The sequence below is a fragment of the Brachybacterium horti genome, from assembly GCF_054777615.1.
In genome coordinates this window covers 527041-551314 of sequence record NZ_BAAHAM010000002.1, presented here as the reverse complement: position 1 = coordinate 551314, position 24274 = coordinate 527041, and the positions used below count along the sequence as shown (strand labels likewise).

The following is a 24274-nucleotide window of genomic DNA, read 5'->3' as shown; positions in this document are numbered from 1 at the left end:
CCCCATGAGGGAGAATCGGGGCATGCAACGGAACACCCGCCAGCGCTCCGCGATCCTCGAGGCGCTCTCCCGGCAGGACGACTTCCGCAGCGCCCAGCAGATCCACGAGCAGATGCGGGCCGACGGCGAGACCGTCGGCCTCGCGACCGTCTACCGCAACCTCCAGGCGCTCGCCCAGTCCGACCGCCTCGACGTGCTCGTGGGCGACGACGGCGAGACCCGCTACCGCCAGTGCGAGGCGACCGGGCACCACCATCACCTCGTGTGCCGCGAGTGCGGGCGCACCGTCGAGTTCCTCGCCCCCGAGCTCGAGGCCGCCATGTCCCGCATCGCGCGCGAGCAGGGCTACACCGACCTCGACCACACCCTCGAGGTGTTCGGCCTGTGCACAGGGTGCGAGGCCGCCCGGGCGGAGGCCTCCTCCCGATGATGGAGTGGGTGCGGTCGCTGCCGCTGCTGCCGGCGGTCGGCGTGCTCTACGTCGTCATCCTCTGCCGCGCCGGTGCCACCTACGCGATCGCCCGCGGCGCCCGCTCCGTCGCCGACCGCGGCCGGGTCGCGGAGCTGCTCGCCTCCCCGCGCGTGCGCCGCGCCACCGGGATCGTCAACTCCTGGGGCGCGCCGGTGGTCGCGCTGAGCTTCCTCACCGTGGGCTTCCAGACCGCCGCCAACGCCGCCGCTGGCCTCACCGGGATGCCGCTGCGGCGGTACCTGCCGGCGCTCGCGATCGGCGGCCTCGCCTGGGCGGTCGTCTACGCGACGATCGGGCTCGTGGCCCTCGCCGCCTGGTTCGAGCTGTTCCTCCGCTCGCCCTGGGCGGCCGTCGCGGTGCTCGCGCTCGTCATCCTGCTGGTCGTCGTGGTCGTGCTCAGCCGTCGCTCCCGGGCGCGTCGTCGCGCTCAGGATCCGAGCCCGGCAGATCCACGGCCCCGCCGTAGCGACGATCCCTCCGCGCGTACTCCGTGATCGCGCGCCACAGCACCACCCGGTCCATGTCGGGCCACAGCTCCGGCACGAAGACCAGCTCCGCGTAGGCGGCCTGCCACAGCAGGAAGTTCGAGGTCCGCTGCTCCCCGCTCGTGCGGAGGAACAGGTCGACGTCGGGCATCGTCGGGTCGATGAGGTGACGCGCGAAGCTCTTCTCGGTGATCCCGCGGCCGCGCAGGCGCCCCGCGCGCGCCTGCTCCGCGATCTCACGCACCGCGTCGACGATCTCGGCGCGGCCCCCGTAGTTCACGCACATGTAAAGCGTCATCCGGGTGTTGCCCCGGGTGAGCTCCTCGGCCGCCTTGAGCTCGGAGATCACCGAGCCCCAGAGCCGCTGCTCCCGACCGATCCACACGATCCGCACACCCCAGCTGTTCAGGGTGTCACGCTGGCGGCGCAGCACGGAGCGGGAGAAGCCCATGAGGAAGCGCACCTCGTCCGGGGAGCGCTTCCAGTTCTCCGTCGAGAAGGCGTACGCGGAGAGGTGCGTGACGCCGATCTGCAGGGCTCCCGCGACCACGTCCAGCAGCGCCGCCTCCCCCGCCTCGTGGCCGGCCGTGCGCGGCAGGCCCCGGCGGTTCGCCCAGCGGCCGTTGCCGTCCATGACCACCGCGACGTGCCCGGGCACCAGCTCCCGCGGCAGCTGCGGGGCGTCAGCGCCGCTCGGGTGCTCGAAGGGCGCGGCGTAGGGGGCGTCGGCGGGCATGGGGAGGGCCTCCCGGGGCAGGACGTGGACGGACCCGCTGATCGTATCCGTGAACATGACGGCGGATGACCCGGCGCTGGGAGGCGGGACTCCCCCGCCCGAGGCGTGCCGCGGCTCCTGTGTCACCGCTCGGAAGGACCCCCGTGCCCCGCACGGCGCCTCCCGCGCCTGGGGCGGCCGAGCGCGGGGAGGTCAGCACGGAGCACCCGGGCGAGCCGTCGTCCTCGGGGATGGGCCCGCTCCCCGCCCACCGGCGCTCAGCGCTCGACGTAGCTGAGCGAGCGCACGGAGCGCTCGAGGTGCCAGGTGATCGTGTCCGCGATGATCCTGCCCGCCTCGTGCACGACGGACTCCTCGGCGGTGACGGCGTTCTCCCAATCGCCCGCGAGCAGGAAGATCATGTGCTCGACGGCGGCCTGGCGCACGGCCCGTGCGCCGGGCTTCCGGCAGGCGGTGCACACGAGCCCGCCCGCGCGGATGTCGAGGGCGTGGTGGGGCCCGTGCGCGCCGCAGGAGGCGCAGACGCTCAGCTCCGGCGCCCAGCCGGAGAGGGCGAGGGTGCGCAGCAGGAACGAGTCGAGCACGAGCGGCGGTGGGATGCGGCCCGCGGCCATGGTGCGCAGGGCTCCCACGAGCAGCAGGAACCCGCGCTGGGAGGGGTCGACGACCTCGTCGGTCAGCCGGTCCGTGGTCTCGAGCATCGCGCTCGCGGCGGTGAAGCGCGCGTAGTCCGCGCTGATCGGCCCGGCGAAGGCCTCGATCGTCACGACCTGGTTGACGGTGTGCAGGCCGCGGCCGGCATGGAGCTGGACGTCGACGAGGGTGAAGGGCTCGAGGCGGGCTCCGAAGCGGCTCGCGGTGCGGCGCACGCCCTTGGCGACGGCGCGCACCTTCCCGTGGGTGCGGGTGAGCAGCGTGATGATGCGATCGGCCTCGCCCAGCGGGTGGGTGCGCAGGACGATCGCATGGTCACGGTAGAGCTTCTGCATGGTCCCTCGAATCTACCGTCGCACGGGGACGCACGGCGGCAGGCGGGCCGGGCTCAGGGCCTCCGCGCGACGGCGAACACACGCCGGAAGGGCAGCACGACGCCGGTGCCGGTCTCCGGGTAGGCCTCCCGCAGCCGCGCGCCGAGCTCGGCCTCGAAGCGGGCGCGCAGGTCCTCGGGCAGGGCGAGCAGGGTGGGCCGGGCGCCGGTGCCCTTGACCCACTCGAGCACCGGGTCCTCGCCGTGCAGGACGTGGAGGTAGGTGGTCTCCCAGGCGTCGACCTCGCAGCCCCGCTCCTGCAGGGAACGCAGGTAGACCGCGGGGTCGTGGGAGGCGGGGTGGTCCACCCAGGCCGTGTGCGCGGCGAAGGGCTCCTGGGCGGCGAGCTCGCGGCGCAGGGTGTGGCTGGGCTCCTCGAAGTTCCCCGGCACCTGGAAGGCCAGCCATCCGCCGGGGGCGAGATGGTCGATCAGGTGGGGCAGCAGCGCGAGGTGGTCCGGCACCCACTGCAGGGAGGCGTTCGCGACGATCACGTCCACGGGTGAGTCGGGCCGCCAGCTGCGCAGGTCGGCGTGCTGGACCCCGATGCCCTCGATCGCGCTCGCGCGCTCGATCATCTCGGCGCTCGAGTCGACGGCGGTGACCTGTGCCTCGGGCCAGCGCTCGTGGAGCAGGGCGGTGAGCGTGCCGGGCCCGGCGCCGAGGTCGACCACGGTGCGCGGCGCCTCGGCGCGGATTCTCGCGGTGAGCTCGAGGAAGGGGCGGGCGCGCTCGTCCGCGTAGGCGAGGTAGGTGTCGGGGTCCCAGCGCATGGCCATCGGTGTCCTCTCCGTCGGGCCGGGGGTCCGACCCAGATTTATCTTGACGTCAAGATATCACTGGAGGGGACCGGGTCGACCGGAAGGTCCGCCGACGGGGCGACGCCGGCCCCGGCGCACGGCATGATGAGGGCGGGCGGCGTCGCCGCCCCGCGAGCACCGATCGAGGAGGGGCCATGGGGATCAGGCAGATCCTGCGCCAGGACGAGAACGCCCGCAGCACCACCCGCGCGGCGATGAAGGCCGCCCGCCGCGACCGCGGCCGCGGCGACGAGCAGCACATCCATGCCGAGCGCGGCGCCCTCGCCCGCACCGTCGAGACGATCCGGGACATCGGGCTGGACGGCCGCCTCACCTACTCCTCCGCCGCGGCCGTCGCCGAGCGCGCGCGCCGGGGCCGCGGCAGGCGCCGCCCCGAGGTCGCGATCCGTCGCCTCGTGCGCAGCCACCGGCGCGGCGTGACCGTGGGCGGCTTCCTCACGGGGCTCGGCGGCTTCATCACCCTCCCGCTCCTCCTGCCCACGAACGTACTGGAGTTCTACGTGCAGGCCACCCGCATGGTCGGGGCGATCGCCGTGGTGCGCGGGTACGACCTCGACGACGAGGAGATCCGCACCCGCGTGCTCGCGACCCTCGTGGGCGAGGACTCCCAGGACCTGCTCAAGGGCCTCGGCCTCGGCCCGGTCGCGGGCGCCGCCGCGCGGGTCGCGACCCAGCGCATGCAGCGCACCCCGCAGTCCGACGTCGCCGCCGCGATCGCGAGCCGCGCGCTCTCCCGCTTCGGCATGCGCTCGGTGCGCCTGTTCGGCAAGGCGATCCCCGGGCTCGGCGCGGTCATCGGCGCGTTCTCCGACCGCCGGCAGCTCTCCCGCATCCTCGCCGCGGCGCTCGCGCAGTTCCCTGACCGGGGCTGAGGCGCGACGGGCGACGCGGGCATCGGACCACGGCGCCGATCTGCACGCGAGGCTGCATGAGGGCGACGTCCTCCCCTCCGGGAAGCGCTCAGCCTCCGATCCGGTCCAGACCGGCGAGGTCGCGCGGGGCGGCGCCGGCCTCGAGCAGCGCGGCCCGGAAGGCCAGCAGCGCGGGGTGGCCCGCCGCTCCGGCCCGGGCGGCCGTGTAGAGCGAGCGCTGAGGGTCGCCGGGCAGCCGCACCGGACGGGTCCCGCCGAGGTGCTCGGAGGCGATGATGCCGGGGACGAAGGCCACGGCGTGGCCCGAGCGCACGAGGTGCACCTGCAGCAGCGGGTCCGGGGTGTCGAAGCGGATCCTCGGCTCGATGCCGGCGGAGCGCAGGTAGGTGCGCTCCCAGTCGCCGGTGCGGGTGTCCTCCGGGTCCAGCGCCCACGGCGCCTCGGCGAGGTCCGCGAGGGTCGCCGGGGCGGACCACGCTCCGGCGCTCGGGAGCACGAGCAGCAGCGGGTCGTCCAGCAGCCCCTCGCGGTCCGTGCCGCGCCGCACGACCCGCCGCCCGCCCGGGTAGTCCTCCCCGAGGATCACCTCGAAGCGGTGGGCGAGCAGCCCCTCGTAGGCCTCGTCGACCTCGCGCTGGGCGAGCTCGATCCGAAGATCCGGATGGCTCTGCTCGAGGATGCTCACCGTCGCGGGGGCCAGGGCGATCATCGGCGTCTGGAAGGAGGCGACGCGCAGCACCCCGCTCGCCTCACCCTGGGCGAGGGCGAGCTCGGCCTCGGCGGACTCGATGAGCCCGAGCATCTCCTCGGCACGGCGGGCGAGCTGCATGCCCGCGTCCGTGAGGATGACGCGCCGTCCGGCCTGCTCGAACAGAGTGACCCTGGTCTCCCGCTCCAGGTGGGAGAGCTGCTGGGAGACCGCGGAGGGGGAGAGGGAATGGGCCGCGGCGACCGCGGACATGGTCTCCAGCCTGCGCAGTTCGTGCAGCAGGAACAGTCGGTGGAGGTTCAGCACGGCACACCCTCTCGTCCATGAAGCATCCCTTCACGGTACACGTCGGGAACATGCGCTGGACCGAAAGGGACACGGGGCCTCAGAGTGGACCCGTGACGACCTCCTCCCCCGCTCCCACCACCGCCCTCGGGACGACCCGCGGCGGCTCCGGCGTGCCCCTGACGCCGGTGCTGTTCATCCTCGGCTCCTGCACCTCCCTCCAGTTCGGCGCCGCGCTCGCGACCCGGCTCTTCCCCGAGCTCGGCTCCTGGGGCACGACCGCCCTGCGCCTCGGCATCGCCGCCGTGGTGCTGCTCGTGATCGTGCGCCCGAAGCTGCACCGCTTCACCCGGGAGCAATGGATCGCCGTGCTCCTGTTCGGCGGGGCGATCGGCGGGATGAACGGCGCCTTCTACGTCTCGATCGCGCGCATCCCGCTCGGCACCGCCGTCGCGATCGAGTTCCTCGGGCCGCTCGCGGTCTCCGCCGTGCTCTCCACCCGCCGCACCGACCTGCTCTGGGTCGTGCTCGCCCTGGGCGGCGTGAGCCTGTTCGGCCTCGAGTCCGCCACCGGCGACACCGCCCTGGACGGGATCGGTGTGCTCTTCGCCCTGATCGCCGCCGTGTTCTGGGGGTTGTACGTGCTCGCGAGTGCACGGGTGGGCCGGCTCGTCCCGGGCCAGGACGGCCTCGCCGTCGCGATGGCCGTCGGCGCGCTCGTGGTGCTGCCCCTCGGGGCGCCCGGGGCGGTCGCGGGCCTCACGGACCTGCACCTGCTCTCGCTCGGCATCGGCACCGCCCTGCTCGCCTCGGTGCTGCCCTACACGCTCGAGCTCGCGGCGCTGCGCCGTCTCCCCCGCCACGTGTTCGGCATCCTGCTGAGCCTCGAGCCCGTCATCGCCCTGATCGCCGGGGTCCTGCTGATCGGTCAGGGCGCGACACCCCTGCGCATCGCCGCGGGGCTGCTCGTGGTCGGCGCGAGCGTGGGCATCACGCTCACCGCCCGCGGCGCGGCCCCGGACCAGCCGCAGCCGGCCGACGAGCAGCCCGGCTGGGAGCTCCCCACCCCCACCCACGCCACGCTCACCGGGGAGATGCCGGTGGTGCTCCCGGACGCGGAGCTCGCGGAGGACGCCGAGCGGCGCTGAGCAGCAGGACGGCCGCCCGGCGGCGACGGAGGGGAGACCCCCTCCGTGCCGGCCGGGCGGCCGTCTGCTCACCTGCTCAGACGCGGGCGCGGTGCTCGCGGTTCAGCGCGGAGACGATCGCCTCGAGGGAGGCGCGGGTGATCGAGCCGTCGATGCCGACGCCCCAGAAGATCCGGTCGCCGATCTCGCACTCGATGTAGGACGCGGCGAGCGAGTCGTCGCCCTCGGTGAGCGCGTGCTCGGCGTAGTCGAGGATCCGCACCGGGATGTGACGCTCCGCGAGCGCCTTGGTGAAGGCGTCGAGCGGACCGTTGCCGATCCCGGTGATCTCGTGCTCCTCGCCGTCCACGAGCAGGGTCACGGTGAGACGGTCCTCGCCGTCCCCCGTGGACTCCTGCTGCACGCCGCGGAAGCCGAAGCGGCCCCAGCGACGGTCCGGATCCGTGGCCGGCAGGTACTCGTCGGTGAACGCGTCCCAGAGCGCCTCGGAGGAGACCTCGCCGCCCTCGGAGTCGGTGCGCTGCTGCACGATCCCGGAGAACTCGATCTGCAGGCGGCGCGGCAGGTCCAGCCCGTGCTCGGTGCGCAGCAGGTAGGCCATGCCGCCCTTGCCGGACTGCGAGTTCACGCGGATCACGGCCTCGTAGGAGCGGCCCAGGTCCTTGGGGTCCACGGGCAGGTACGGGACCCGCCACTCGGACTCCTCGAGTGTGCGGCCCGCCGCGGCGGCGTCCGCCTCCATGCGGTCCAGGCCCTTCTTGATCGCGTCCTGGTGGGAGCCGGAGAACGCCGTGAACACGAGGTCGCCGCCGTAGGGGCTGCGCTCGGGCACGGGCATCTGGTTGCAGTGCTCGACGGTGCGGCGCACCTCGTCGAGGTGCGAGAAGTCGATCTGCGGGTCGATGCCCTGGCTGAACAGGTTCAGGCCCAGGGTCACGAGGTCCACGTTGCCGGTGCGCTCACCGTTGCCGAACAGGCAGCCCTCGATGCGGTCCGCGCCCGCGAGATAGCCGAGCTCCGCCGCCGCGACGCCGGTGCCGCGGTCGTTGTGCGGGTGCAGGGACAGCACGATCGAGTCCCGGCGGTCCAGGTGGCGGTGCATCCACTCGATCGAGTCGGCGTAGACGTTCGGGGTCGCCATCTCGACGGTCGCCGGGAGGTTGATGATCATCTTGTCCTCCGGCGTGGGCTTCACGATCTCGATGACCGCGTTGCACACGCGCACGGCGTACTCGAGCTCGGTGCCCGTGTAGGACTCCGGGGAGTACTCGTAGGTGATCTCGGTGTCCGGGATCGTCTCCTCGTACTTCTTGCACAGCAGGGCGCCCTGCACGGCGATGTCGAGGATGCCGTCCTCGTCGGCGCGGAAGACTACGTCCCGCTGCACGATCGAGGTCGAGTTGTACAGGTGCACCACGGCGCGGCGCGCCCCCGCGAGCGCCTGGTAGGTGCGCTCGATGAGGTGCTCGCGGGACTGGGTGAGCACCTGGATGGAGACGTCCTCCGGGATGCGGTCCTCCTCGATGAGGGTGCGCACGAAGTCGAAGTCGGTCTGGCTCGCGGAGGGGAAGCCGACCTCGATCTCCTTGTAGCCCATCTGCACGAGCAGCTCGAACATCCGCAGCTTGCGCTGGGCGTTCATGGGATCGATGAGGGCCTGGTTGCCGTCGCGCAAATCCACGGCGCACCAGCGGGGCGCGCGGGTGATGCGGCGGGAGGGCCAGGTGCGTTCCGGGAGGTCCACGGCGATCTGCTCGTGGAACGGCCGGTAGCGGTGCACGGGCATGCCGGAGGGCTGCTGGGGGGTGTCGCCGCGGGGGCCGACGACGGGGACCGAGGGGTCCAGGGTCGCGGGCACGTCGGCGACGACGGGGGCGGTGGTGGAGCTGGGGGTGGTCATCGATGGTCCTTCACGAGACGGGGAGCCGAACGCCGGGGCACGACATCAGCCGCGGCGGGGTTCCGGCCGTCAGGCCCCGTCGCGGCGGAGAAGCAGGAGCATCGATCCACGCACGCCGTCACCGTAGCACCGCCGCCGCGGCTCCCCGGCCGCGGTCGCGATGCGAGACGGGACGGGTCGGCGCGCTGCGGCGGCACCGCACGGATCGGGCCGCGGATCAGAAGCCGAGCCGCCCCAGCTGCTTGGGGTCGCGCTGCCACTCCTTGGCGACCTTGACCCGGAGGTCGAGGTGCACCTTGCGGCCCAGGAGGCGGTTGATCTCCCCGCGGGCCGTCGAGCCGACCTCCTTCAGCCGCGAGCCGCCGCGGCCGATGATGATGCCCTTCTGGCTGTCGCGCTCGACGAAGAGGCTCGCCCGCACCACGAGCCGCCCCTCCCCCGGCGCGACCTCGGCGAAGGGGTCGTCGGAATCGGTCTCCACGACCTCCTCGACGACGACGGCGATCGAGTGCGGGAGCTCGTCGCGCACGCCCTCGAGCGCCGCCTCGCGGATCAGCTCGGAGATGCGGTCGTCGCGGGACTCCTCGGTGAGCTGGTCGTCCGGGTAGAGCTGCGGCCCCTCCGGGAGCAGCCCGGCGATCACCTGCAGGAGCAGGTCCACCTGCTCGCCGGTGACGGCGCTGATCGGGACGATCTCGTCGACGTCGAGCAGGGAGTCCACGGCGAGCAGGTGCTCGGCGAGCTGGTCGCGGGTCACGAGGTCGGTCTTCGTGACGACGGCGACGACCTTCGGGCCGCGCCGGCCCGAGCGCATCTCGGCGAGGTCCTCCGCGATGAAGCGGTCGCCGGGACCGATCCGCTGATCGGCGGGGAGGCAGAAGCCCACGACGTCCACCTCGCCGAGCGTCTCGCGGACGAGGTCGTTCAGCCGCTCGCCGAGGAGCGTGCGAGGCCGGTGCACCCCGGGGGTGTCCACGAGGATGATCTGCGCGTCCTCGCGCGTGACGATGCCGCGGATCGCGCGGCGCGTGGTCTGCGGCTTCGAGGAGGTGATCGCGACCTTCTCGCCCACGAGCGCGTTCGTGAGCGTCGACTTGCCGACGTTCGGCCGGCCGACGAGGGCGACGAAGCCCGCGCGGTGATCGGCGGGATCGGGGGCGGGGGTCTCAGCGGTCATCGGGATCCTCCGGAGGGGACGGGTGGTGGTCGTCGCCGGGGCGCGGTGCCCGCGAGACGAGAAGGGTGGAGAGGCGCTTGCGGCGCCCGGAGGTGGACTCCGCCTCGAGGCGCAGGCCGTGGGCCTCGCCCGAGGAGCCGACGATCGGCACCTCGCCGAGGACCTTGCCGAGCAGGCCGCCGACGCTGTCGACGTCCTCGTCCTCGATGTCGAGGCCGAAGATCCCGCCGACCTCGCCGACGCCGGCGCGGGCCGGGACCCGGAACGTGCCGGGCGCGACCTCCTCGATCTCGGGCTCGACGCGGTCGTGCTCGTCGGCGATCTCGCCCACGATCTCCTCGACGATGTCCTCGATCGTGACGATCCCGGAGACGCCGCCGTACTCGTCGACGACGATCGAGATGTGCACGCGGCTCGCCTGCATCTGCCGCAGGACCTCGTCCGCGGGGACGAACTCGGGCACGAAGCGGGCCGGCCGCATGATCTCGGAGACGGGCCGCCCGGGCCGGGGGTCGCGCGGCGCGTGGATCGTGCGCATCACGTCCTTGAGGTAGAGCATGCCGCGCAGGTCGTCGACGTCGTCCCCCACGACGGGGACGCGGGAGAAGCCGGAGCGCACGAACAGCCGCATGGCGGCCTCCGCCGTGCCGTCAGCGGGGACGGTCACCATGTCCGTGCGCGGCACCATGAGCTCGCGCACCATGGTCCCGCCGAGCTCGAAGACGCCGTGGATCATCGAGCGCTCGTCGGAGCGGAGGTGCTCGTTCTCGAGCGCGCGGTCCACCCCGCGCCGGGCCGCGGCGGCGGCCTCGTACGGGTCCTCTGCGACGCCCGGGGTCACGGTCGCCCCGATCCGCAGCAGCGCCCCGGCGACCGGCCAGAGCAGCACGCGGGCGGCGGCCGTCGCATGCCGGGTCGAGACGATGACCCGTGCGGAGCGGCGCCGGCCCACGGTGCGGCCCGCGACGGAGGCGGCGCAGAACAGCACGATCGCGCTGCCGAGCACGCCGATGATCAGCGGGAGCACCCAGCCGTCGAGCACGAGCACGAGCGCGGCCGTCGCCGCGCCGGTCGCGAGGGTCTCGCCGAGCACGGTGCCGATGCCCACGGAGGCGAGGGTGCGCCCGGCGTCCTCGTACTGGCGGCGCACCTGCGCGGCGGCCTCGGCGGGCCGCTCCTCGAGGGCGCCGGTGACGTCCTGCCGGGTGACGGAGCGGTGCGCGGAGTCCGCGGCGGCGAGCACCGCGGCGACGACGGCGCCGAGGACCGCCAGGGCGGCGAGGGCGAGCGGGGTGAGGAGGTCCGCGGTCATGGGGTGGGCGGGGTCCTCAGGATGCGGGACGGGAGGCGAGGAAGGTGAGCAGCAGGGTGCGCTGCAGGTCGAACATGACCTTGCGCTCCTCCGCCTCCATGTGGTCGTAGCCCAGCAGGTGGAGGATCGAGTGCACGGTGAGCAGCAGCAGCTCCTCGACGGTGCTGTGGCCGGCTTCCGCCGCCTGCTTCGCGGCGACCGAGGGGCACAGCACGACGTCGCCGAGCAGACCCTCGGGCGCCGGGTGCTCCGCGGAGCCGGGGGTGAGCTCGTCCATCGGGAAGCTCATGACGTCCGTGGGGCCGGGGAGGTCCAGCCACTGCACGTGGAGGCGCTCCATGGCCTGCTCGTCGATGAGGGTGATCGACAGCTCGGTCGCCGGGTGCAGGTGCATCGACTCGAAGACGAAGCGGGCGAGCTCGACGAACTCGGTCTCCTCGACGACGGCGGTGGTCTCGTTGCGCACCTCGATGCTCATCGCGGGCCGCCCTTCCCGCCGCGGTGGCGGGAGTCGCGGTTCCCGCCCGGGCCGATCTCCCAGCGCCCGTAGGCCTCGACGATGTCGCTCACGAGGCGGTGGCGCACCACGTCCCGCGGCGAGAGGTGGCAGAAGGAGATGTCCTCGACGCCCTGGAGCACCTGCTCGACCACCCGCAGGCCGGACTTGTGGCCGCTCGGGAGGTCCACCTGGGTGACGTCGCCGGTGACGACCATGGTCGAGTTGAAGCCGAGGCGGGTGAGGAACATCTTCATCTGCTCGGGCGTCGTGTTCTGCGCCTCGTCGAGGATGATGAAGGCATCGTTCAGGGTGCGACCGCGCATGTAGGCGAGCGGGGCGACCTCGATCGTGCCGGCGCCCATGAGCCGCGGGATCGACTCGGGATCGAGCATGTCGTGCAGCGCGTCGTACAGCGGCCGCAGGTACGGGTCGATCTTCTCGTTGAGCCCGCCGGGCAGGAAGCCCAGCCGCTCCCCCGCCTCGACCGCGGGGCGGGTGAGGATGATCCGCTGCACGCGCTGCGAGAGCAGCTGCTGGACCGCCATCGCCACGGCGAGGTAGGTCTTGCCGGTGCCCGCGGGACCGATGCCGAAGGTGATCGTCGAGGTGTCGATCGCCTCGATGTACTCGCGCTGGCCGAGGGTCTTGGGACGGATGCTCTTGCCGCGCGAGGAGAGGATCGTGCGGGAGAGCACCCGCTCGAGCTGCTCTCCCTGGGCGCGCTCGTCGCCGTAGAGCGCGGCGGCGCGCTGGACGGCCTCGGCGGTGACGGCCTGGCCGGTCGCGGCGAGCTCGATGAGGCTGCGCATGATGTGCTCGCTGCGGCGCAGGGCGTCACCGGTGCCGCGCAGGGTCACCTGGTGACCGCGCACGTGGACGTCGGTCCCGGGGACCGCGTCCTCGAGGGCGGCGAGGGCCTGGTCGTTCTCGCCCAGCACCTGGAAGGGGCTGAGGTGGTCGGGGATCGCGAGCCGCCGCTCCTGCACCTCGGGGGTGGTGCCGGGAGGCGGGGTGAGTCCATCGTTCGAGCTGGTCACATCGCTCCTTCTGCGAGCGTCCCGCCCGCGAGGACGTGCGCGTGCACGTGGAAGACGGTCTGGCCGGCGTTCTCGCCGGTGTTGAAGATCAGGCGGAAGTCGCCGTCGTCGGTGTGCTCGGCGGCGACGCGGCCGGCGACCTCGGCGACATGGGCGAGCAGGGCGGGTTCCGCGGCGAGCTCGCGGACGTCGCGGGAATGCGCGCGCGGCACGACGAGCATGTGCAGGGGCGCCTGGGGACTCAGGTCGCGGAAGGCGATCACGGAGTCGTCCTCGTGGACGCGGTCCGCGGGGATCTCGCTGGCGACGATCCGGCAGAAGACGCAGTCCGGGTCGGCGTGCGGGGCGGCACCGGGGGTCGTGGAGCTCATGCCTCGAGTCTACGCGTGACGCAGCTCGCGCCGGATCCGGGAACAGATGAGGCCGCCGAAGAGTTCTGGTCACCATGACAAAGCTCGGAATCCTCGTCTCCAGCGCCCGCCCGAACCGCGTCTCCGACTCCGTCACCCAGTGGGTGCGCGAGTCCGTCCCGGCGGAGGTCGAGATCGACCTCATCGATCTCGCCGTCGAGACGCTGCCCGCCTTCGACGAGCCCCACGCCCCGAAGTCCGGTGCCCGCCCCACGACCGCCCACGGTCAGGCCTGGGCCGAGCGGATCGGCGCCCTCGACGCGATCGTGATCGTGACCCCGCAGTACAACGGCTCCTACACCGGCGCGCTCAAGAACGCCGTGGACTGGCTGTACACCGAGTGGGCCGAGCTGCCCACCGTGATCGTCGGCTACGGCTGGATGGACGCCGCCGAGGTGCTCGGCCACCTGGGCGCCCTCATGCGCCGCGTGGGTGCGGACGTCATCGCCGAGATCGGCCTCGGCTTCGGCGAGGACCTCTCCGTGGAGGGCGAGATCACCGCCCGCGAGGAGAAGGCCGCCGCGCTCACCGCCGGCCTCGAGGCCGCGACCGCGAAGGCCCTGCAGGCCGCCGCCGTCTGACCGCGCCTCCCCCACCGCCCAGGACCCCGCCGGCCACGAGCCGGCGGGGTCCTGTGCGCTCCGTGGCCGGGGCTCGTGCCATGTGCTGGGAGAGGCGGGTGAAGACGACGACGCCGAGCACCAGCAGGAGCGGACGGGAGAGCGGCGAGCAGCCACGCGATGGCCCCTCCGGCCGTCGCTCTCCCGATTCCCGCCGGGTGCGGGATCAGCCCCAGCGGCCCACGAGCGTGCTCAGCACCGCGAGCGCGGCCGGTCCGGCGGTCGAGGAGCGCAGCACCTCGGGTCCCAGCAGCACCGAGCGGGCGCCCGCGGCACGGAGCCGGTCGAGCTCGGCGGGGGCGATGCCGCCCTCGGGCCCCACCACCACGACGATCTCGGGCACCGCTCCCCCGGCTCCCCCGGCACGGCGGAGCTCGGCGACGAGCGACATGAGCCCCACCGACTCCTGCTCGTGCAGGACCAGCACGATCCCGCCCGCGGCGGTCGTCGCGGCGACCTGCTCGGCGAGGGCGGCGGTGGCGACGGGCTCGTCGACCTCGGGGATGCCCGGCCGCCGGCACTGCTTGACCGCCGCGCGGACGGTGCCCTGCCAGCGGGCGCGGCCCTTGCGCAGCTTCTCCCCGCGCCACACGGAGACGGAGCGCTCCGCGATCCAGGGGACGATGCGGTCCGCGCCGAGCTCGGTCGCGGACTCGACCGCCTGCTCGTCGCGCCCGCCCGTCGCGAGCGCCTGCACGAGGGCGAGCCGCGGGAGCCGCGGGGCCGGGGCGCTCGGATCGCCGAGCAGGCGCAGCTCGAGCTGCTCCTTGGCCGCGGCGGTGACCTCGGCGAGGACCTGGCGGCCCGGGCCGTCGGTGAGGAGCACCTGCTCCCCCACGCCGATCCGGGCGACCTTCGCGGCGTGGCGACCCTCCTCACCGTCGAGGGTGAGCGCATCACCCTCCGCGGCGCCCTCGAGGGCGTCGTCGAGGATCAGGAATCCGGGGGGCGTGGTGGGCATGTCCGCTCCTGGGGCCGGGATCGAGGGTCAGCTCGGCGCGATGCTCAGAGGTCGCGCAGGCGCTCGCGGAGCTTCGCGAAGGGGCCGTGCACGCGCGGGCTGGGGCGGTCCGCCTCGTCGCCGCGCAGGGCCGCGAACTGCTCGAGCAGATCGCGCTGCTCGTCCGTGAGCGAGGAGGGCACGTCGACGTCGAGCACGACGCGGATGTCGCCGCGGCGCTCCCGGCGCAGCGGCGTGACGCCGAGGCCCTTGAGCACGAACTCCTCGCCGGGCTGGGAGCCGGCGCGGATCTCCACCTGCTGGACGCCGTCGAAGGTCTCGAGCGGGATCGTCGCGCCGAGCGCCGCGGAGGTCATCGGGACCGCGAGGGTCGTGACGAGGTCGTCGCCCGAGCGGGCGAAGGTCTCGTGGTCGTTGACCGAGAGCTCGACGAAGAGGTCGCCGGCGGGGCCGCCGGCCTCGCCCACCTCGCCCTCGCCGCGCAGCTGGATCCGGGTGCCGGTCTCGACGCCCGAGGGGATGCGGACGGTGACCTCGCGCTGCTGGGAGATCCGGCCGTGGCCGGAGCAGGCCGTGCAGGGCGACTCGATGACGTCGCCGTGGCCCTCGCAGGTGGGGCAGGGTGCCATGGTCACCATCTGGCCCAGGAGCGACTGGGCGACGCGCTGCACGTGGCCGGAGCCGTTGCAGGCGGTGCAGCGGGTGGGGCTCGTGCCCGGCTCGCTGCAGGAGCCGTCGCAGCGCTCGCAGAGCACGGCGGTGCGGTAGGAGACCTTCTGCTCGGAGCCGAAGACCACGTCGCGGAGGTCGATCGTGGCGCGGCGCAGCACGTCGCCGCCGCGGCGGCGGCGCGGGATCGGGCCCTGGCCGCGACCGCGGCCGCCCATGCCCGCGGCCCCGGCGAACATGTCGAAGATGTCGCCCATGTCGAAGCCGCCCGCGCCGCCGAAGCCGCCGAACCCGGCGCCGCCCATGCCCGGGCCGCCACCCATGTCGTACTGGCGGCGCTTGTCCTCGTGGGAGAGCGTCTCGTAGGCCTGGGAGACCTTCTTGAACTTCTCGGCGGCCTCCGGGTCCGGGTTGACGTCCGGGTGGAGGGAGCGGGCGAGCTTCCGGTACGCCTTCTTGATCTCCTCGGTGGTGGCGTCCTTCGAGACGCCGAGGAGCTCGTAGTAGTCGTCGTTCACCTGGTGGGTCCTTGCGTGGTCGGGAGGGGTGCGTTCAGGAGGAGGGTCATGCGAGGAAGCGGGAGACGTAGCGGGCGATCGCCTGCACGGTCGAGATCCCGGTGACGTAGTCCATGCGGGAGGGGCCCAGGATCGCGACGTGCGATCCCGCCCCGTAGCCGGCGCCCACGACCGCGGCCTGGTTCAGCGCCTGGTCGCGCAGCTCGGAGCCGATGCGCACCTCGACCGCGCCCGGGGAGGCGTGCATCTCGGTGAACAGCCGCAGCAGCACGAGCTGCTCCTCGAGCACGTCGAGCAGCGGCTCGACGTCCCGGGAGAAATCCTCGGCGGAGCGCGCCAGGTTGGCGGTGCCGGCCATCATGATCCGGCCCTCGGCGCGGCTCGCCGCAAGCGCGACCAGCGCCTCGGAGACCTCCACGACCGCCGGACGGTCGATCGGCGGCACGGTCTCGAGCAGCTCCGCGAGCGGGGCGGAGAGATCGGTGACCTCACGGCCCGCGACCGCCCGGTTCAGCGCATCGCGCATGCCCGCGTAGTGCTCCGCGGAGCGCCCGGGGGTGACGGGGATGGTGCGCTGGTCCACGCGGCCGGACTCGGTGATGAGCACGACCAGCAGGAGGGACTCGGCGACCTTCACGAGCTCCACGTGGCGGATGCGGGCCTGGCGGCGCGCCGGGTACTGGACCATGGCGACCTGCTGGGTGAGCTGGGCCAGCAGCCGCACCGTCCGGGCGAGCAGCTCCTCGACGTCCCCGGAGTCCTCGAGCAGGGCGCGGATCGCGCGGCGCTCAGGGGTGGAGAGCGGCTTGATCGCCGCGACGTGGTCGACGAAGGCGCGGTAGCCCTTGTCCGTGGGGACGCGGCCGGCGGAGGTGTGGGGCTGCGTGATGAGCCCCTCCTCCTCGAGGGCGGACATGTCGTTGCGCACGGTCGCGGCGGAGACGCCGAGCTCGTGCCGTTCGAGCAGGGACTTCGAGCCGACGGGCTCGCGGGTCGCGACGTAGTCCTCGACGATCGCGCCGAGGATCTGCAGCTTGCGGGGATCCGTCCCTCTCACCTCCCTGGTCCGTGTGCGGTGGTGCCGTGCTGCGGGCGCCGGAGAGACGCTGGCACCCGGGGCCGCCGAGTGCCAATCCTACGCGCCCCCGGGACCCCTCCCCGGGAGGCGTTCGCCACGGGCGTGCACCACGACGGTAGGCCGCCTCGCCCGCCCGCCTCACACGAGGGCGCCGGCAGGCGACTACCGTGCATGACGACGGAGATCCAGGAGGTCCCGATGACCGCACGCCATGCCGTCCTGCCGAGCACCCTCGGCCCGCTCACGGCCCTCGCCGAGGGCGACACGCTCGTGGGCCTCTACTTCCCGGGCCACACCTACCCCTTCGCCCCCGGCAGCGAGGGGCCCGAGGTCACCGCGGGCGAGGATGCCGTGCTCGCCGCGGTCGCGACCCAGATCGGCGAGTACCTCGACGGGGAGCGCACGGACTTCGACGTGCCCGTGCGCACCGACGGAGGCGAGTTCTCCGAACGGGTCTGGGCCCGGCTGCGCGAGATCCCCTACGGGACGACGACCACCTACGGGGAGATCGCCCGCGAGCTGGGCGGGCCGGGCCTCGCCCAGCGGGTCGGCCAGGCCGTCGGCCACAACCCGATCAGCATCATCGTCCCCTGCCACCGCGTCGTAGGGGCCGACGGCTCCCTCACCGGCTACGCGGGCGGGCTCGAGCGCAAGCGCGCCCTGCTCGCCCTCGAGGAGCCCTCCGCGGAGGACGGGGCGCGGCTGTTCTGAGCACCGAGATCCTCGTCCCCTCCCGCGGGCCCCTCGACGCCGCCGCGGCGTGGGGCTCCCTCGCGGCGCACACGATCACGGGCCTGGACCACCTCGACCCGTCGCAGGGCACCCAGACCCGCCTCCTCACCGGCCCCGCCGGCCCGGTGCCCGTCACGCTCACCCCGCGACCGGACGGCATCGCCCTGCGCACCTCCGCCGCGGACCCGGCCGTGCTCGAGGACCTGCAGGCCCAGGTGCGCCGCTGGTTCGACCTCGACGCGGACCTCGCGCCGATCGACGCGCACCTCTCCCGCTCCCCCGTGCTCGCCGCGCAGGTCGCCGCGCGGCCCGGGCTGCGCATCACCCGGTACCCGGACCCGTTCGAGGCGGTGGTCCTCATCGTCCTCGGTCAGCAGGTCTCCCTCGCGGCCGGCCGCCTGTTCGGCTCCCGGCTGCTCGCGGCGCACGGCGAGGCGACGGCGGCGACGCCCGTCGGCCCGCTGCGCCGGTTCCCTCGTCCCGCGGCGCTCGCCCGGGTCGATCCCGATCGGCTGCGCGACGAGCTCGGGCTCACGCGGTCCCGCACCCGCACCGTGCTCGCGACCGCCGCGCTGTTCGCGGACCTCCCGGACCGGGCGCCGACCTCGGAGGAGCTCGCCGCGGTGCCCGGCATCGGCCCGTGGACCCTCGCCTGCGCGGCGATCCGGGCCGGCACCGATCCGGACGCCTTCCCCGCCTCCGACGCCGTCCTGAAGCGGGCGATGGTCGCCGCCGGTGCGGGGGAGGACCCCGCGGTGGTGGAGAGCTGGCGGCCGTGGCGCAGCTATGCGGCGGTGCGGCTGTGGGCCGGGTCCGGAGCGCATCCCGCCTGAGACGGCCGCCGTCCTGGCCGCCGGTCCGACTGCCCCAGCGTGGTGCCCCGGAACGGCGCCGATGCCGGTGTACGGTGCCGGGCGTGCCTGCCCCGACCTCGCGATTCCCCGACCGCTACAGCCGAGACGTGCTCGCCTCCGGCCCGCCGTCCCACCACCGCAGCCGTCCCGCCTCCCGGGAGGTGCCGGCCCGGCGCGGCCTCGTCGTCGAGGAGGCCTCGACCGGCTTCACCGGCGCGATCCTGCGGGTCGAGAAGATCGCCGGGGAGACGGTCGTCGAGCTCGAGGACTGCCGCGGCAGGGTCCGCTCCTTCCCTCTGGGCCCCGGCTACATGATCGACGGCAAGCCCGTCGTCCTCACCCGGGCCGTCGCGAAGCAGGCGCCCACCGGTCCCAAGCGCTCCGCGAGCGGCTCCGTCTACGTCGAGGGCGCCCGCGCCCGCACCGCCCGGGCCTCCCGCATCTGGGTCGAGGGCAAGCACGACGCCGAGCTCGTCCAGAAGGTCTGGGGCCACGACCTGCGCATCGAGGGCGTCGTCGTCGAGCTGCTCGACGGCGCGGACAACCTCGTGGAGCGCATCCGCGAGTTCGGCCCCTCCCCGACCCGCCGCATCGGCGTGCTCGTCGACCACCTCGTGACGGGCTCCAAGGAGACCCGGATCGCGCAGGAGGCGCTCGCGCAGCCCGGGGCCCGCGGCAACGTCCTCGTGCTCGGGCATCCGTACATCGACGTGTGGCAGGCCGTGAAGCCGGCCCGCGTGGGCATCCCCGCCTGGCCGCACGTGCCGCGCGGCACCGACATCAAGGTCGGCACGCTCGCCGCGCTCGGCTGGCCCCACGAGGACCAGGCGGACATCGCCCGCGGCTGGCAGCGCATCCTCGCCACCGTCCGCTCCTACGCCGACGTCGAGCCGACGCTCTCGGGCCGCATCGAGGAGCTCATCGACTTCGTGACCGTCGACGCCTGACCCCCGGCGGTCCCGCGCGCCTGGGGGATGTCCCCCGGGCGCCACGGCGGCTCGCCACGGTGACGCGTGCGCCCGCGCTCCGTAGGCTGGACCCTGTTCACGAGATCGCCGGTCCCGCCGGCGCCGTTCCCGAGGAGGGGCCATGAGCCAGAACGAGTACCCGCACGATCCCTTCGGCGGTCGTCCCGCGACCGATCCTGACCAGAGCGCCCCGCAGAGCTCGGGAGCCGAGCAGCCCGCGTCGCAGCCGGCGCCCGGCACCGGCCAGGCCCCGGGTTCCCGGCCCGCGGCCGCCCCGGAGGGCGCCGCCGCGTCCTCCCCGTACGCGGCGCCGCAGTCGCCCTACGGGGCGCCGTCCTCCGCCGGCACGGGGTCCCCGTACGGCGCGCCCTCGCCCTACCAGGCTCCCGCCGCGGATGGCGCGGCCTCCGCCGGCCCCGCTCCGTCGGGCCAGCAGCCGGGAGCCCAGCACCAGCCCTACGGCGCCGGTCAGCCCGGCGCGGGCCAGGCCCCGTACGGTGCGCCCCAGGGCGGCCCCCAGGGCTACACCGGCGACGCGCACCCGTCGGCCGCGCCGCTTCCCCCCGGCTTCTCGGGCGCCTTCGAGGGGCCGCTCTCGGGGCAGCCCGTGAGCCCCTCCGACTCCCGCATGTGGTCGATGTTCGCGCAGCTCTCCGCCGTGCTCGGCTACGTCATCGGCGCGGGCTTCCTCGGCTGGGTCGGTCCGCTGATCATCTTCCTGGTCTACAAGGACCGTGACCGCTACGTGCGCTACAACGCCGCGGAGTCGCTCAACGCCGCGATCGCCACCGTCATCGCGGAGGTCGTGCTCACCATCGTGATCACGATCCTCGCGGTGGTCACCCTCGGCATCGGCTCGATCCTCGTCCCGCTCGTGTGGGTCCCGGCGCTGCTGCACGTCATCTTCGCCATCATCGGCGCGGTCAAGGCCAACCAGGGCATCTGGTGGAACTACCCGCTGAACATCCGCCTGGTGAAGTGAGCCCCGCGGCCGCGGGCCGCACCACCCACCCGGCACGGAGCCCCCGCCGGTCCTCGGACCGACGGGGGCTCCGTCACGTGGGGGCGCGGGCCTCGGCTCAGGGCACGAGGTCGCGGACGACGGCGTCGGCGAGCAGCCGCCCGTTCCGCGTCAGCACCAGGCGACCCGTCTCGAGGGCCGCCGGGTCCAGGTGACCGCGCGCGGCGTGCACGGCGATCTGGTCGCGGGTCTGCTCCGGCACCGCCTCGACGGGCAGGCCGTCGGCGATCCGCAGCTCGAGCAGGATCCGCTCGGTGGCCCGGGTGGCCGGATCGAGCGTCTCCGACTCCTGCACGGGCAGCTCCCCCTCCGCGAGCCGTGCGGCGTAGCGGCTGGGGTGCTTGACGTTCCACGAGCGCAGCCCGTCACGATGGCGGTGCGCCCCGGGGCCGATCCCCCACCAGTCGCCGCCGCGCCAGTAGGCGAGGTTGTGCCGGGAGCGGTGGGCGGGGGTCCGGGCCCAGTTGGAGACCTCGTACCAGGACAGGCCCGCCGCGCTCGCGAGGTCGTCGACGAGCTCGTACTTGTCCGCCATGTCGTCGCCGTCGGGCTCCGCGATCTCGCCCTTGCGCAGCTGGCGCGCCATGGCCGTGTTGCCCTCGATGATGAGGGAGTACGCGGAGAGATGGTCGACCTCGCAGGCCAGGGCCGCCCGCACGGAGGTCTCGACGTCCGCGAGGGTCTCCCCCGGGGTGCCGTAGATGAGATCGAGGCTCACGGCGAGCCCGGCGTCCTTCGCCCACTGCACGACCTGCGGCACGCGCTCGGGGTCGTGGGTGCGGTCCAGGGTCGCGAGCACGGAGCGCACGGCGGACTGCATGCCGAAGGAGACGCGGGTGATGCCGCCGTCGGCGAGGACCCGCAGCGACTCGGCGGTGACGGAGTCGGGGTTCGCCTCGGTCGTGACCTCCGCGTCCGGTGCGAGCGGGATCAGGCCCCGGAGGTGGTCGAGCATCGCGACGACATCCGCGGCGGGCAGCAGCGTGGGCGTGCCGCCGCCGAAGAACACGGTGGAGACCTGCTCGTACTCGTATCCGGCGGCGCGGTCGTCGGCGAGGACGAGGTCCATCTCGCGCCGCGCGTTGTCGGGGTACTCGCGCTGCGAGCCGCCGCCGCCGAGCTCCGTCGCGGTGTACGTGTTGAAGTCGCAGTAGCCGCAGCGCACCGCGCAGAACGGCACGTGGATGTAGACGGAGAGGTCCCGGGCGCCGCCCGCGGCGCTCACCGCTCGTCCTTCAGATGACGCTGCGCGCGGGCCTCGAGCTCGCGGTGCAGGGCGACGCCTGCGCCGTCGGCCCAGCGGACCAGGCGGCGGGTGAGGTCGCGGTCGCGGGCGCCCGCGTAGACGGCGGCGACCGTCGCACCGTGCCCGGGCGCGGACTCCACGAGGAGCTCGTCCCGGGCGCGCACCTCGCCGCGCTCGAGCACCCGGAAGTAGACGCCCGTGCGGCCGCGCTCGTGGTAACGGGCGCGGAAGTCGTCCGTTCCCATCCAGCGCTGGAAGGTCATGCACGGGGTGCGCGGCGCGGTCACCTCGAGCACCGCCGTGCCCGCCCGCACGCTCGCGCCGATCTCGAGGTCGTCGACCGCGAGGTCGCGCACGCGCAGGTTCTCGCCGAGTCCGCCCGCACCGATCGGGCGGCCCAGCTGCGCGGACCAGTGCTCGGCCTCCGCGGCGTCGATCGCATAGACGGCCTGGTCCGGCCCGCCGTGGTGGGCGCGGTCCGCCTGGACGTCCGCGTAGAGTCCCAGCTCGCCGATCGCGACGGGGCCGTCCACGGGCCGCTTGTCGATCGCGGTGGTGCCGACGCTTCCGGCATCGGGGCGCAGGGCGCCGACGACGCACACCGCCTCGACCGTGCCCCGCGAGCCCGCCGCGAGGGCGCTCACTTCTTCTTCCCGTCCTTGGGCTCGGCGGCGTCGGAGGAGAGCGCGGCGATGAAGGCCTCCTGGGGGACCTCGACGGAGCCGATGTTCTTCATGCGCTTCTTGCCCTCCTTCTGCTTCTCGAGCAGCTTGCGCTTGCGGGAGATGTCGCCGCCGTAGCACTTGGAGAGCACGTCCTTGCGCATCGCGCGGATGTTCTCGCGGGCGATGATCCGGGCGCCGATCGCGGCCTGGATCGGCACCTCGAACTGCTGGCGCGGGATGAGGTTCTTGAGCTTCCCTGCCATCTCGACGCCGTAGTGGTACGCCTTGTCGCGGTGCACGATCGCGCTGAAGGCGTCGACGGGCTCTCCCTGCAGCAGCATGTCGACCTTGACGAGGTCCGCCGTCTGCGAGCCGGAGACGTCGTAGTCGAGGGAGGCGTAGCCCTTGGTGCGGGACTTCAGCTGGTCGAAGAAGTCGAAGACGATCTCCGCGAGCGGGAGCGTGTAGCGCAGCTCGACACGGTCCTCGCTGAGGTAGTCCATGCCGCCGAGGGTGCCGCGCTTGGACTGGCACAGCTCCATGACCGCGCCGATGAACTCGGCCGGGACCAGGATCGTCGCCTTCGTGATCGGCTCGTGGATCTCCGCGACCTTGCCGGTCGGGAAGTCCGAGGGGTTCATGACCTCGACCTGTGTGCCGTCCTCCATCCGCACCTGGTAGACGACGCTCGGCGCCGTCGAGATGAGGTCGAGGTCGAACTCGCGCTCGAGGCGCTCCCGGATGATCTCGAGGTGCAGCAGGCCCAGGAAGCCCACGCGGAATCCGAAGCCGAGCGCCGTCGACGTCTCCGGCTCGTAGTTCAGCGCGGCGTCGTTGAGCTTGAGCTTGTCCAGCGCGTCGCGCAGGTTCGGGTAGTCCGAGCCGTCGATCGGGAAGAGGCCCGCGAACACCATCGGCTTGGGGTCGGAGTAGCCGGCGAGCGGCTCCGTCGCGCCGCGCACCGAGGTGGTGATCGTGTCGCCCACCTTGGACTGGCGCACGTCCTTCACGCCGGTGATGAGGTAGCCGACCTCGCCGGGTCCCACGCCGTTCGTCGCATGCGGCTCCGGGGAGCTCACGCCGATCTCGAGGAGCTCGTGGTGCGCGCCCGTGGACATCATGTCGATGCGGTCGCGGGAGCGGAGGTAGCCGTCGACCACGCGGATGTAGGTGACCACGCCGCGGTAGGTGTCGTAGACGGAGTCGAAGATCATCGCCCGGCAGGGGGCGTCGGGGTCGCCCAGGGGCTGCGGGAGCGTGCGTACGAGGTGGTCGAGCAGCTCGGGCACGCCCTGACCGGTCTTGCCGGAGACGCGCAGGACGTCCTCGGGGTCCACGCCGACGAGCTGGCCGATCTCCGCCGCGTACTTCTCGGGATCCGCGCCCGGCAGGTCGATCTTGTTGAGCACCGGGATGATGGTGAGGTCGTTCTCCATCGCGAGGTACAGGTTCGCGAGGGTCTGCGCCTCGATGCCCTGCGCGGCGTCGACCAGCAGGATCGCGCCCTCGCAGGCGGCGAGCGAGCGGGAGACCTCGTAGGTGAAGTCGACGTGCCCGGGGGTGTCGATCATGTTCAGCGCGTAGTTCGTGCCGTCCACCTGCCAGGGCATGCGCACGGCCTGGCTCTTCACGGTGATGCCGCGCTCGCGCTCGATGTCCATGCGGTCGAGGTACTGGGCGCGCATGGAGCGGTCGTCGACCACCCCGGTGATCTGCAGCATGCGATCGGCCAGGGTGGACTTCCCGTGGTCGATGTGCGCGATGATGCAGAAGTTGCGGATGCGCTCCTGGGGGGTGGACGCGGGCTGGATGTCCCGTGCCTCGTCGGCAGCGATCCTGGGGGTCACCGGCGGTGGTCCTCTCTGTGGTGGGGACGGGCCCGGGGCGCGCTGAGGCGCCGCCCGGACGGCGTGTGGACCCATGCTCTCACGCGACGCCGCGCAGGGCCCGCCACGGCGCACGGAGCCCGGGGCAGGTCACAGGCCGTGTGCGGGGCCGCCCTCCGTCGGGATCCCGCCGGGCAGGATGATGCGCACCACCCGCGAGCCTCC

Annotated in this window: 25 protein-coding genes; 9 read left to right on the top strand and 16 right to left on the bottom strand. The window is 73.5% G+C overall.

Going from position 1 to position 24274, the window contains the following annotated elements; genetic code table 11:
* Positions 1-22: 22 nt before the first annotated feature.
* Positions 23-430, top strand: coding sequence for a Fur family transcriptional regulator (locus ACYVAP_RS07730; RefSeq protein ID WP_264449926.1), 408 nt, complete (start codon positions 23-25; stop codon positions 428-430).
* The gene (locus ACYVAP_RS07725; protein ID WP_498860213.1) at positions 430-966 is read left to right on the top strand and encodes a DedA family protein; all 537 of its coding nucleotides are present in this window, start codon (positions 430-432) and stop codon (positions 964-966) included. Before ACYVAP_RS07730 ends, ACYVAP_RS07725 begins: the two co-directional genes overlap by 1 nt.
* On the opposite strand, the gene ACYVAP_RS07720 is transcribed toward ACYVAP_RS07725, so the two are convergent.
* From ACYVAP_RS07720 to ACYVAP_RS07710, 3 genes are all read right to left on the bottom strand, one after another.
* A complete protein-coding gene (locus ACYVAP_RS07720) occupies positions 869-1693 on the bottom strand; it encodes an undecaprenyl diphosphate synthase family protein (RefSeq protein WP_498860212.1) in 825 nt (274 codons plus the stop codon). The two genes, ACYVAP_RS07725 and ACYVAP_RS07720, sit on opposite strands and share 98 nt — an antisense overlap.
* 257 nt (positions 1694-1950) lie before the next feature.
* The gene (gene recO / locus ACYVAP_RS07715; protein WP_264449929.1) at positions 1951-2682 is read right to left on the bottom strand and encodes a DNA repair protein RecO; all 732 of its coding nucleotides are present in this window, start codon (positions 2680-2682) and stop codon (positions 1951-1953) included.
* A gap of 53 nt (positions 2683-2735) precedes the next feature.
* Entirely contained in the window at positions 2736-3500 is a 765-nt protein-coding gene (locus ACYVAP_RS07710) for a class I SAM-dependent methyltransferase (RefSeq protein WP_498860211.1), read from the bottom strand.
* 176 nt (positions 3501-3676) lie between these two features.
* Between ACYVAP_RS07710 and ACYVAP_RS07705 the strand changes: the two genes are divergently transcribed.
* Positions 3677-4414 carry an EcsC family protein gene (locus ACYVAP_RS07705; RefSeq protein WP_264449931.1) on the top strand — a complete coding sequence of 246 codons (738 nt, stop codon included), beginning with the start codon at positions 3677-3679 and terminating at the stop codon, positions 4412-4414.
* Between the two features lie 88 nt (positions 4415-4502).
* Here the strand turns inward: ACYVAP_RS07705 and ACYVAP_RS07700 are convergent, their stop codons facing one another.
* A complete protein-coding gene (locus ACYVAP_RS07700) occupies positions 4503-5429 on the bottom strand; it encodes a LysR family transcriptional regulator (RefSeq protein ID WP_498860210.1) in 927 nt (308 codons plus the stop codon).
* Positions 5430-5521: 92 nt separating this feature from the next.
* On the opposite strand from ACYVAP_RS07700, the gene ACYVAP_RS07695 reads away from it, so the two are divergent.
* Entirely contained in the window at positions 5522-6556 is a 1035-nt protein-coding gene (locus ACYVAP_RS07695; RefSeq protein ID WP_498860209.1) for an EamA family transporter, read from the top strand.
* 76 nt (positions 6557-6632) lie between these two features.
* On the opposite strand, the gene leuA is transcribed toward ACYVAP_RS07695, so the two are convergent.
* The 6 genes from leuA to ACYVAP_RS07665 form a co-directional block, all read right to left on the bottom strand.
* Entirely contained in the window at positions 6633-8342 is a 1710-nt protein-coding gene (leuA, locus tag ACYVAP_RS07690; protein ID WP_498860439.1) for a 2-isopropylmalate synthase, read from the bottom strand.
* Between the two features lie 331 nt (positions 8343-8673).
* Positions 8674-9633: a GTPase Era gene (gene era / locus ACYVAP_RS07685; RefSeq protein WP_498860208.1), complete on the bottom strand. Its 960-nt coding sequence runs from the start codon at positions 9631-9633 to the stop codon at positions 8674-8676.
* Positions 9623-10945, bottom strand: a complete 1323-nt coding sequence (locus tag ACYVAP_RS07680) for a hemolysin family protein (RefSeq protein WP_498860207.1) — start codon at positions 10943-10945, stop codon at positions 9623-9625. Before ACYVAP_RS07680 ends, era begins: the two co-directional genes overlap by 11 nt.
* Positions 10946-10961: 16 nt before the next feature.
* Complete coding sequence (ybeY, locus tag ACYVAP_RS07675; RefSeq protein WP_498860206.1) at positions 10962-11423, bottom strand: rRNA maturation RNAse YbeY; 462 nt, start codon at positions 11421-11423, stop codon at positions 10962-10964.
* Entirely contained in the window at positions 11420-12481 is a 1062-nt protein-coding gene (locus tag ACYVAP_RS07670; RefSeq protein ID WP_498860205.1) for a PhoH family protein, read from the bottom strand. Before ACYVAP_RS07670 ends, ybeY begins: the two co-directional genes overlap by 4 nt.
* Entirely contained in the window at positions 12478-12852 is a 375-nt protein-coding gene (locus tag ACYVAP_RS07665) for a histidine triad nucleotide-binding protein (protein ID WP_498860204.1), read from the bottom strand. Before ACYVAP_RS07665 ends, ACYVAP_RS07670 begins: the two co-directional genes overlap by 4 nt.
* Before the next feature lie 74 nt (positions 12853-12926).
* On the opposite strand from ACYVAP_RS07665, the gene ACYVAP_RS07660 reads away from it, so the two are divergent.
* Complete coding sequence (locus ACYVAP_RS07660) at positions 12927-13472, top strand: NADPH-dependent FMN reductase (RefSeq protein WP_498860203.1); 546 nt, start codon at positions 12927-12929, stop codon at positions 13470-13472.
* A gap of 205 nt (positions 13473-13677) precedes the next feature.
* Here the strand turns inward: ACYVAP_RS07660 and ACYVAP_RS07655 are convergent, their stop codons facing one another.
* The 3 genes from ACYVAP_RS07655 to hrcA are packed head-to-tail and all read right to left on the bottom strand — an operon-like array spanning position 13678 to position 16716.
* Entirely contained in the window at positions 13678-14472 is a 795-nt protein-coding gene (locus ACYVAP_RS07655) for an RsmE family RNA methyltransferase (protein WP_498860202.1), read from the bottom strand.
* 44 nt (positions 14473-14516) lie between these two features.
* Complete coding sequence (dnaJ, locus tag ACYVAP_RS07650; protein ID WP_259359790.1) at positions 14517-15659, bottom strand: molecular chaperone DnaJ; 1143 nt, start codon at positions 15657-15659, stop codon at positions 14517-14519.
* 46 nt (positions 15660-15705) lie between these two features.
* On the bottom strand, positions 15706-16716 hold the full coding sequence (hrcA, locus tag ACYVAP_RS07645; RefSeq protein ID WP_498860201.1) for an HrcA family transcriptional regulator: 1011 nt from the start codon (positions 16714-16716) through the stop codon (positions 15706-15708).
* Between the two features lie 219 nt (positions 16717-16935).
* On the opposite strand from hrcA, the gene ACYVAP_RS07640 reads away from it, so the two are divergent.
* The 4 genes from ACYVAP_RS07640 (at position 16936) to ACYVAP_RS07625 (ending at position 20273) form a co-directional block, all read left to right on the top strand.
* A complete protein-coding gene (locus ACYVAP_RS07640; protein ID WP_498860200.1) occupies positions 16936-17448 on the top strand; it encodes a methylated-DNA--[protein]-cysteine S-methyltransferase in 513 nt (170 codons plus the stop codon).
* Positions 17445-18302 (top strand): DNA-3-methyladenine glycosylase family protein, encoded by an 858-nt coding sequence (locus ACYVAP_RS07635; protein WP_498860438.1) that lies wholly within the window; start codon positions 17445-17447, stop codon positions 18300-18302. The genes ACYVAP_RS07640 and ACYVAP_RS07635 overlap by 4 nt, the downstream gene beginning before the upstream one ends.
* A gap of 74 nt (positions 18303-18376) precedes the next feature.
* Entirely contained in the window at positions 18377-19270 is an 894-nt protein-coding gene (locus tag ACYVAP_RS07630; RefSeq protein WP_498860199.1) for a DUF3097 domain-containing protein, read from the top strand.
* Between the two features lie 142 nt (positions 19271-19412).
* A complete protein-coding gene (locus ACYVAP_RS07625) occupies positions 19413-20273 on the top strand; it encodes a DUF4870 domain-containing protein (RefSeq protein ID WP_498860198.1) in 861 nt (286 codons plus the stop codon).
* 97 nt (positions 20274-20370) lie between these two features.
* Here the strand turns inward: ACYVAP_RS07625 and hemW are convergent, their stop codons facing one another.
* The 3 genes from hemW to lepA are packed head-to-tail and all read right to left on the bottom strand — an operon-like array spanning position 20371 to position 24070.
* The gene (hemW, locus tag ACYVAP_RS07620) at positions 20371-21537 is read right to left on the bottom strand and encodes a coproporphyrinogen-III oxidase family protein (RefSeq protein ID WP_498860197.1); all 1167 of its coding nucleotides are present in this window, start codon (positions 21535-21537) and stop codon (positions 20371-20373) included.
* A complete protein-coding gene (locus tag ACYVAP_RS07615; RefSeq protein WP_498860196.1) occupies positions 21534-22202 on the bottom strand; it encodes an MOSC domain-containing protein in 669 nt (222 codons plus the stop codon). Before ACYVAP_RS07615 ends, hemW begins: the two co-directional genes overlap by 4 nt.
* On the bottom strand, positions 22199-24070 hold the full coding sequence (lepA, locus tag ACYVAP_RS07610) for a translation elongation factor 4 (RefSeq protein WP_137770682.1): 1872 nt from the start codon (positions 24068-24070) through the stop codon (positions 22199-22201). Before lepA ends, ACYVAP_RS07615 begins: the two co-directional genes overlap by 4 nt.
* Positions 24071-24274 lie beyond the last annotated feature (204 nt).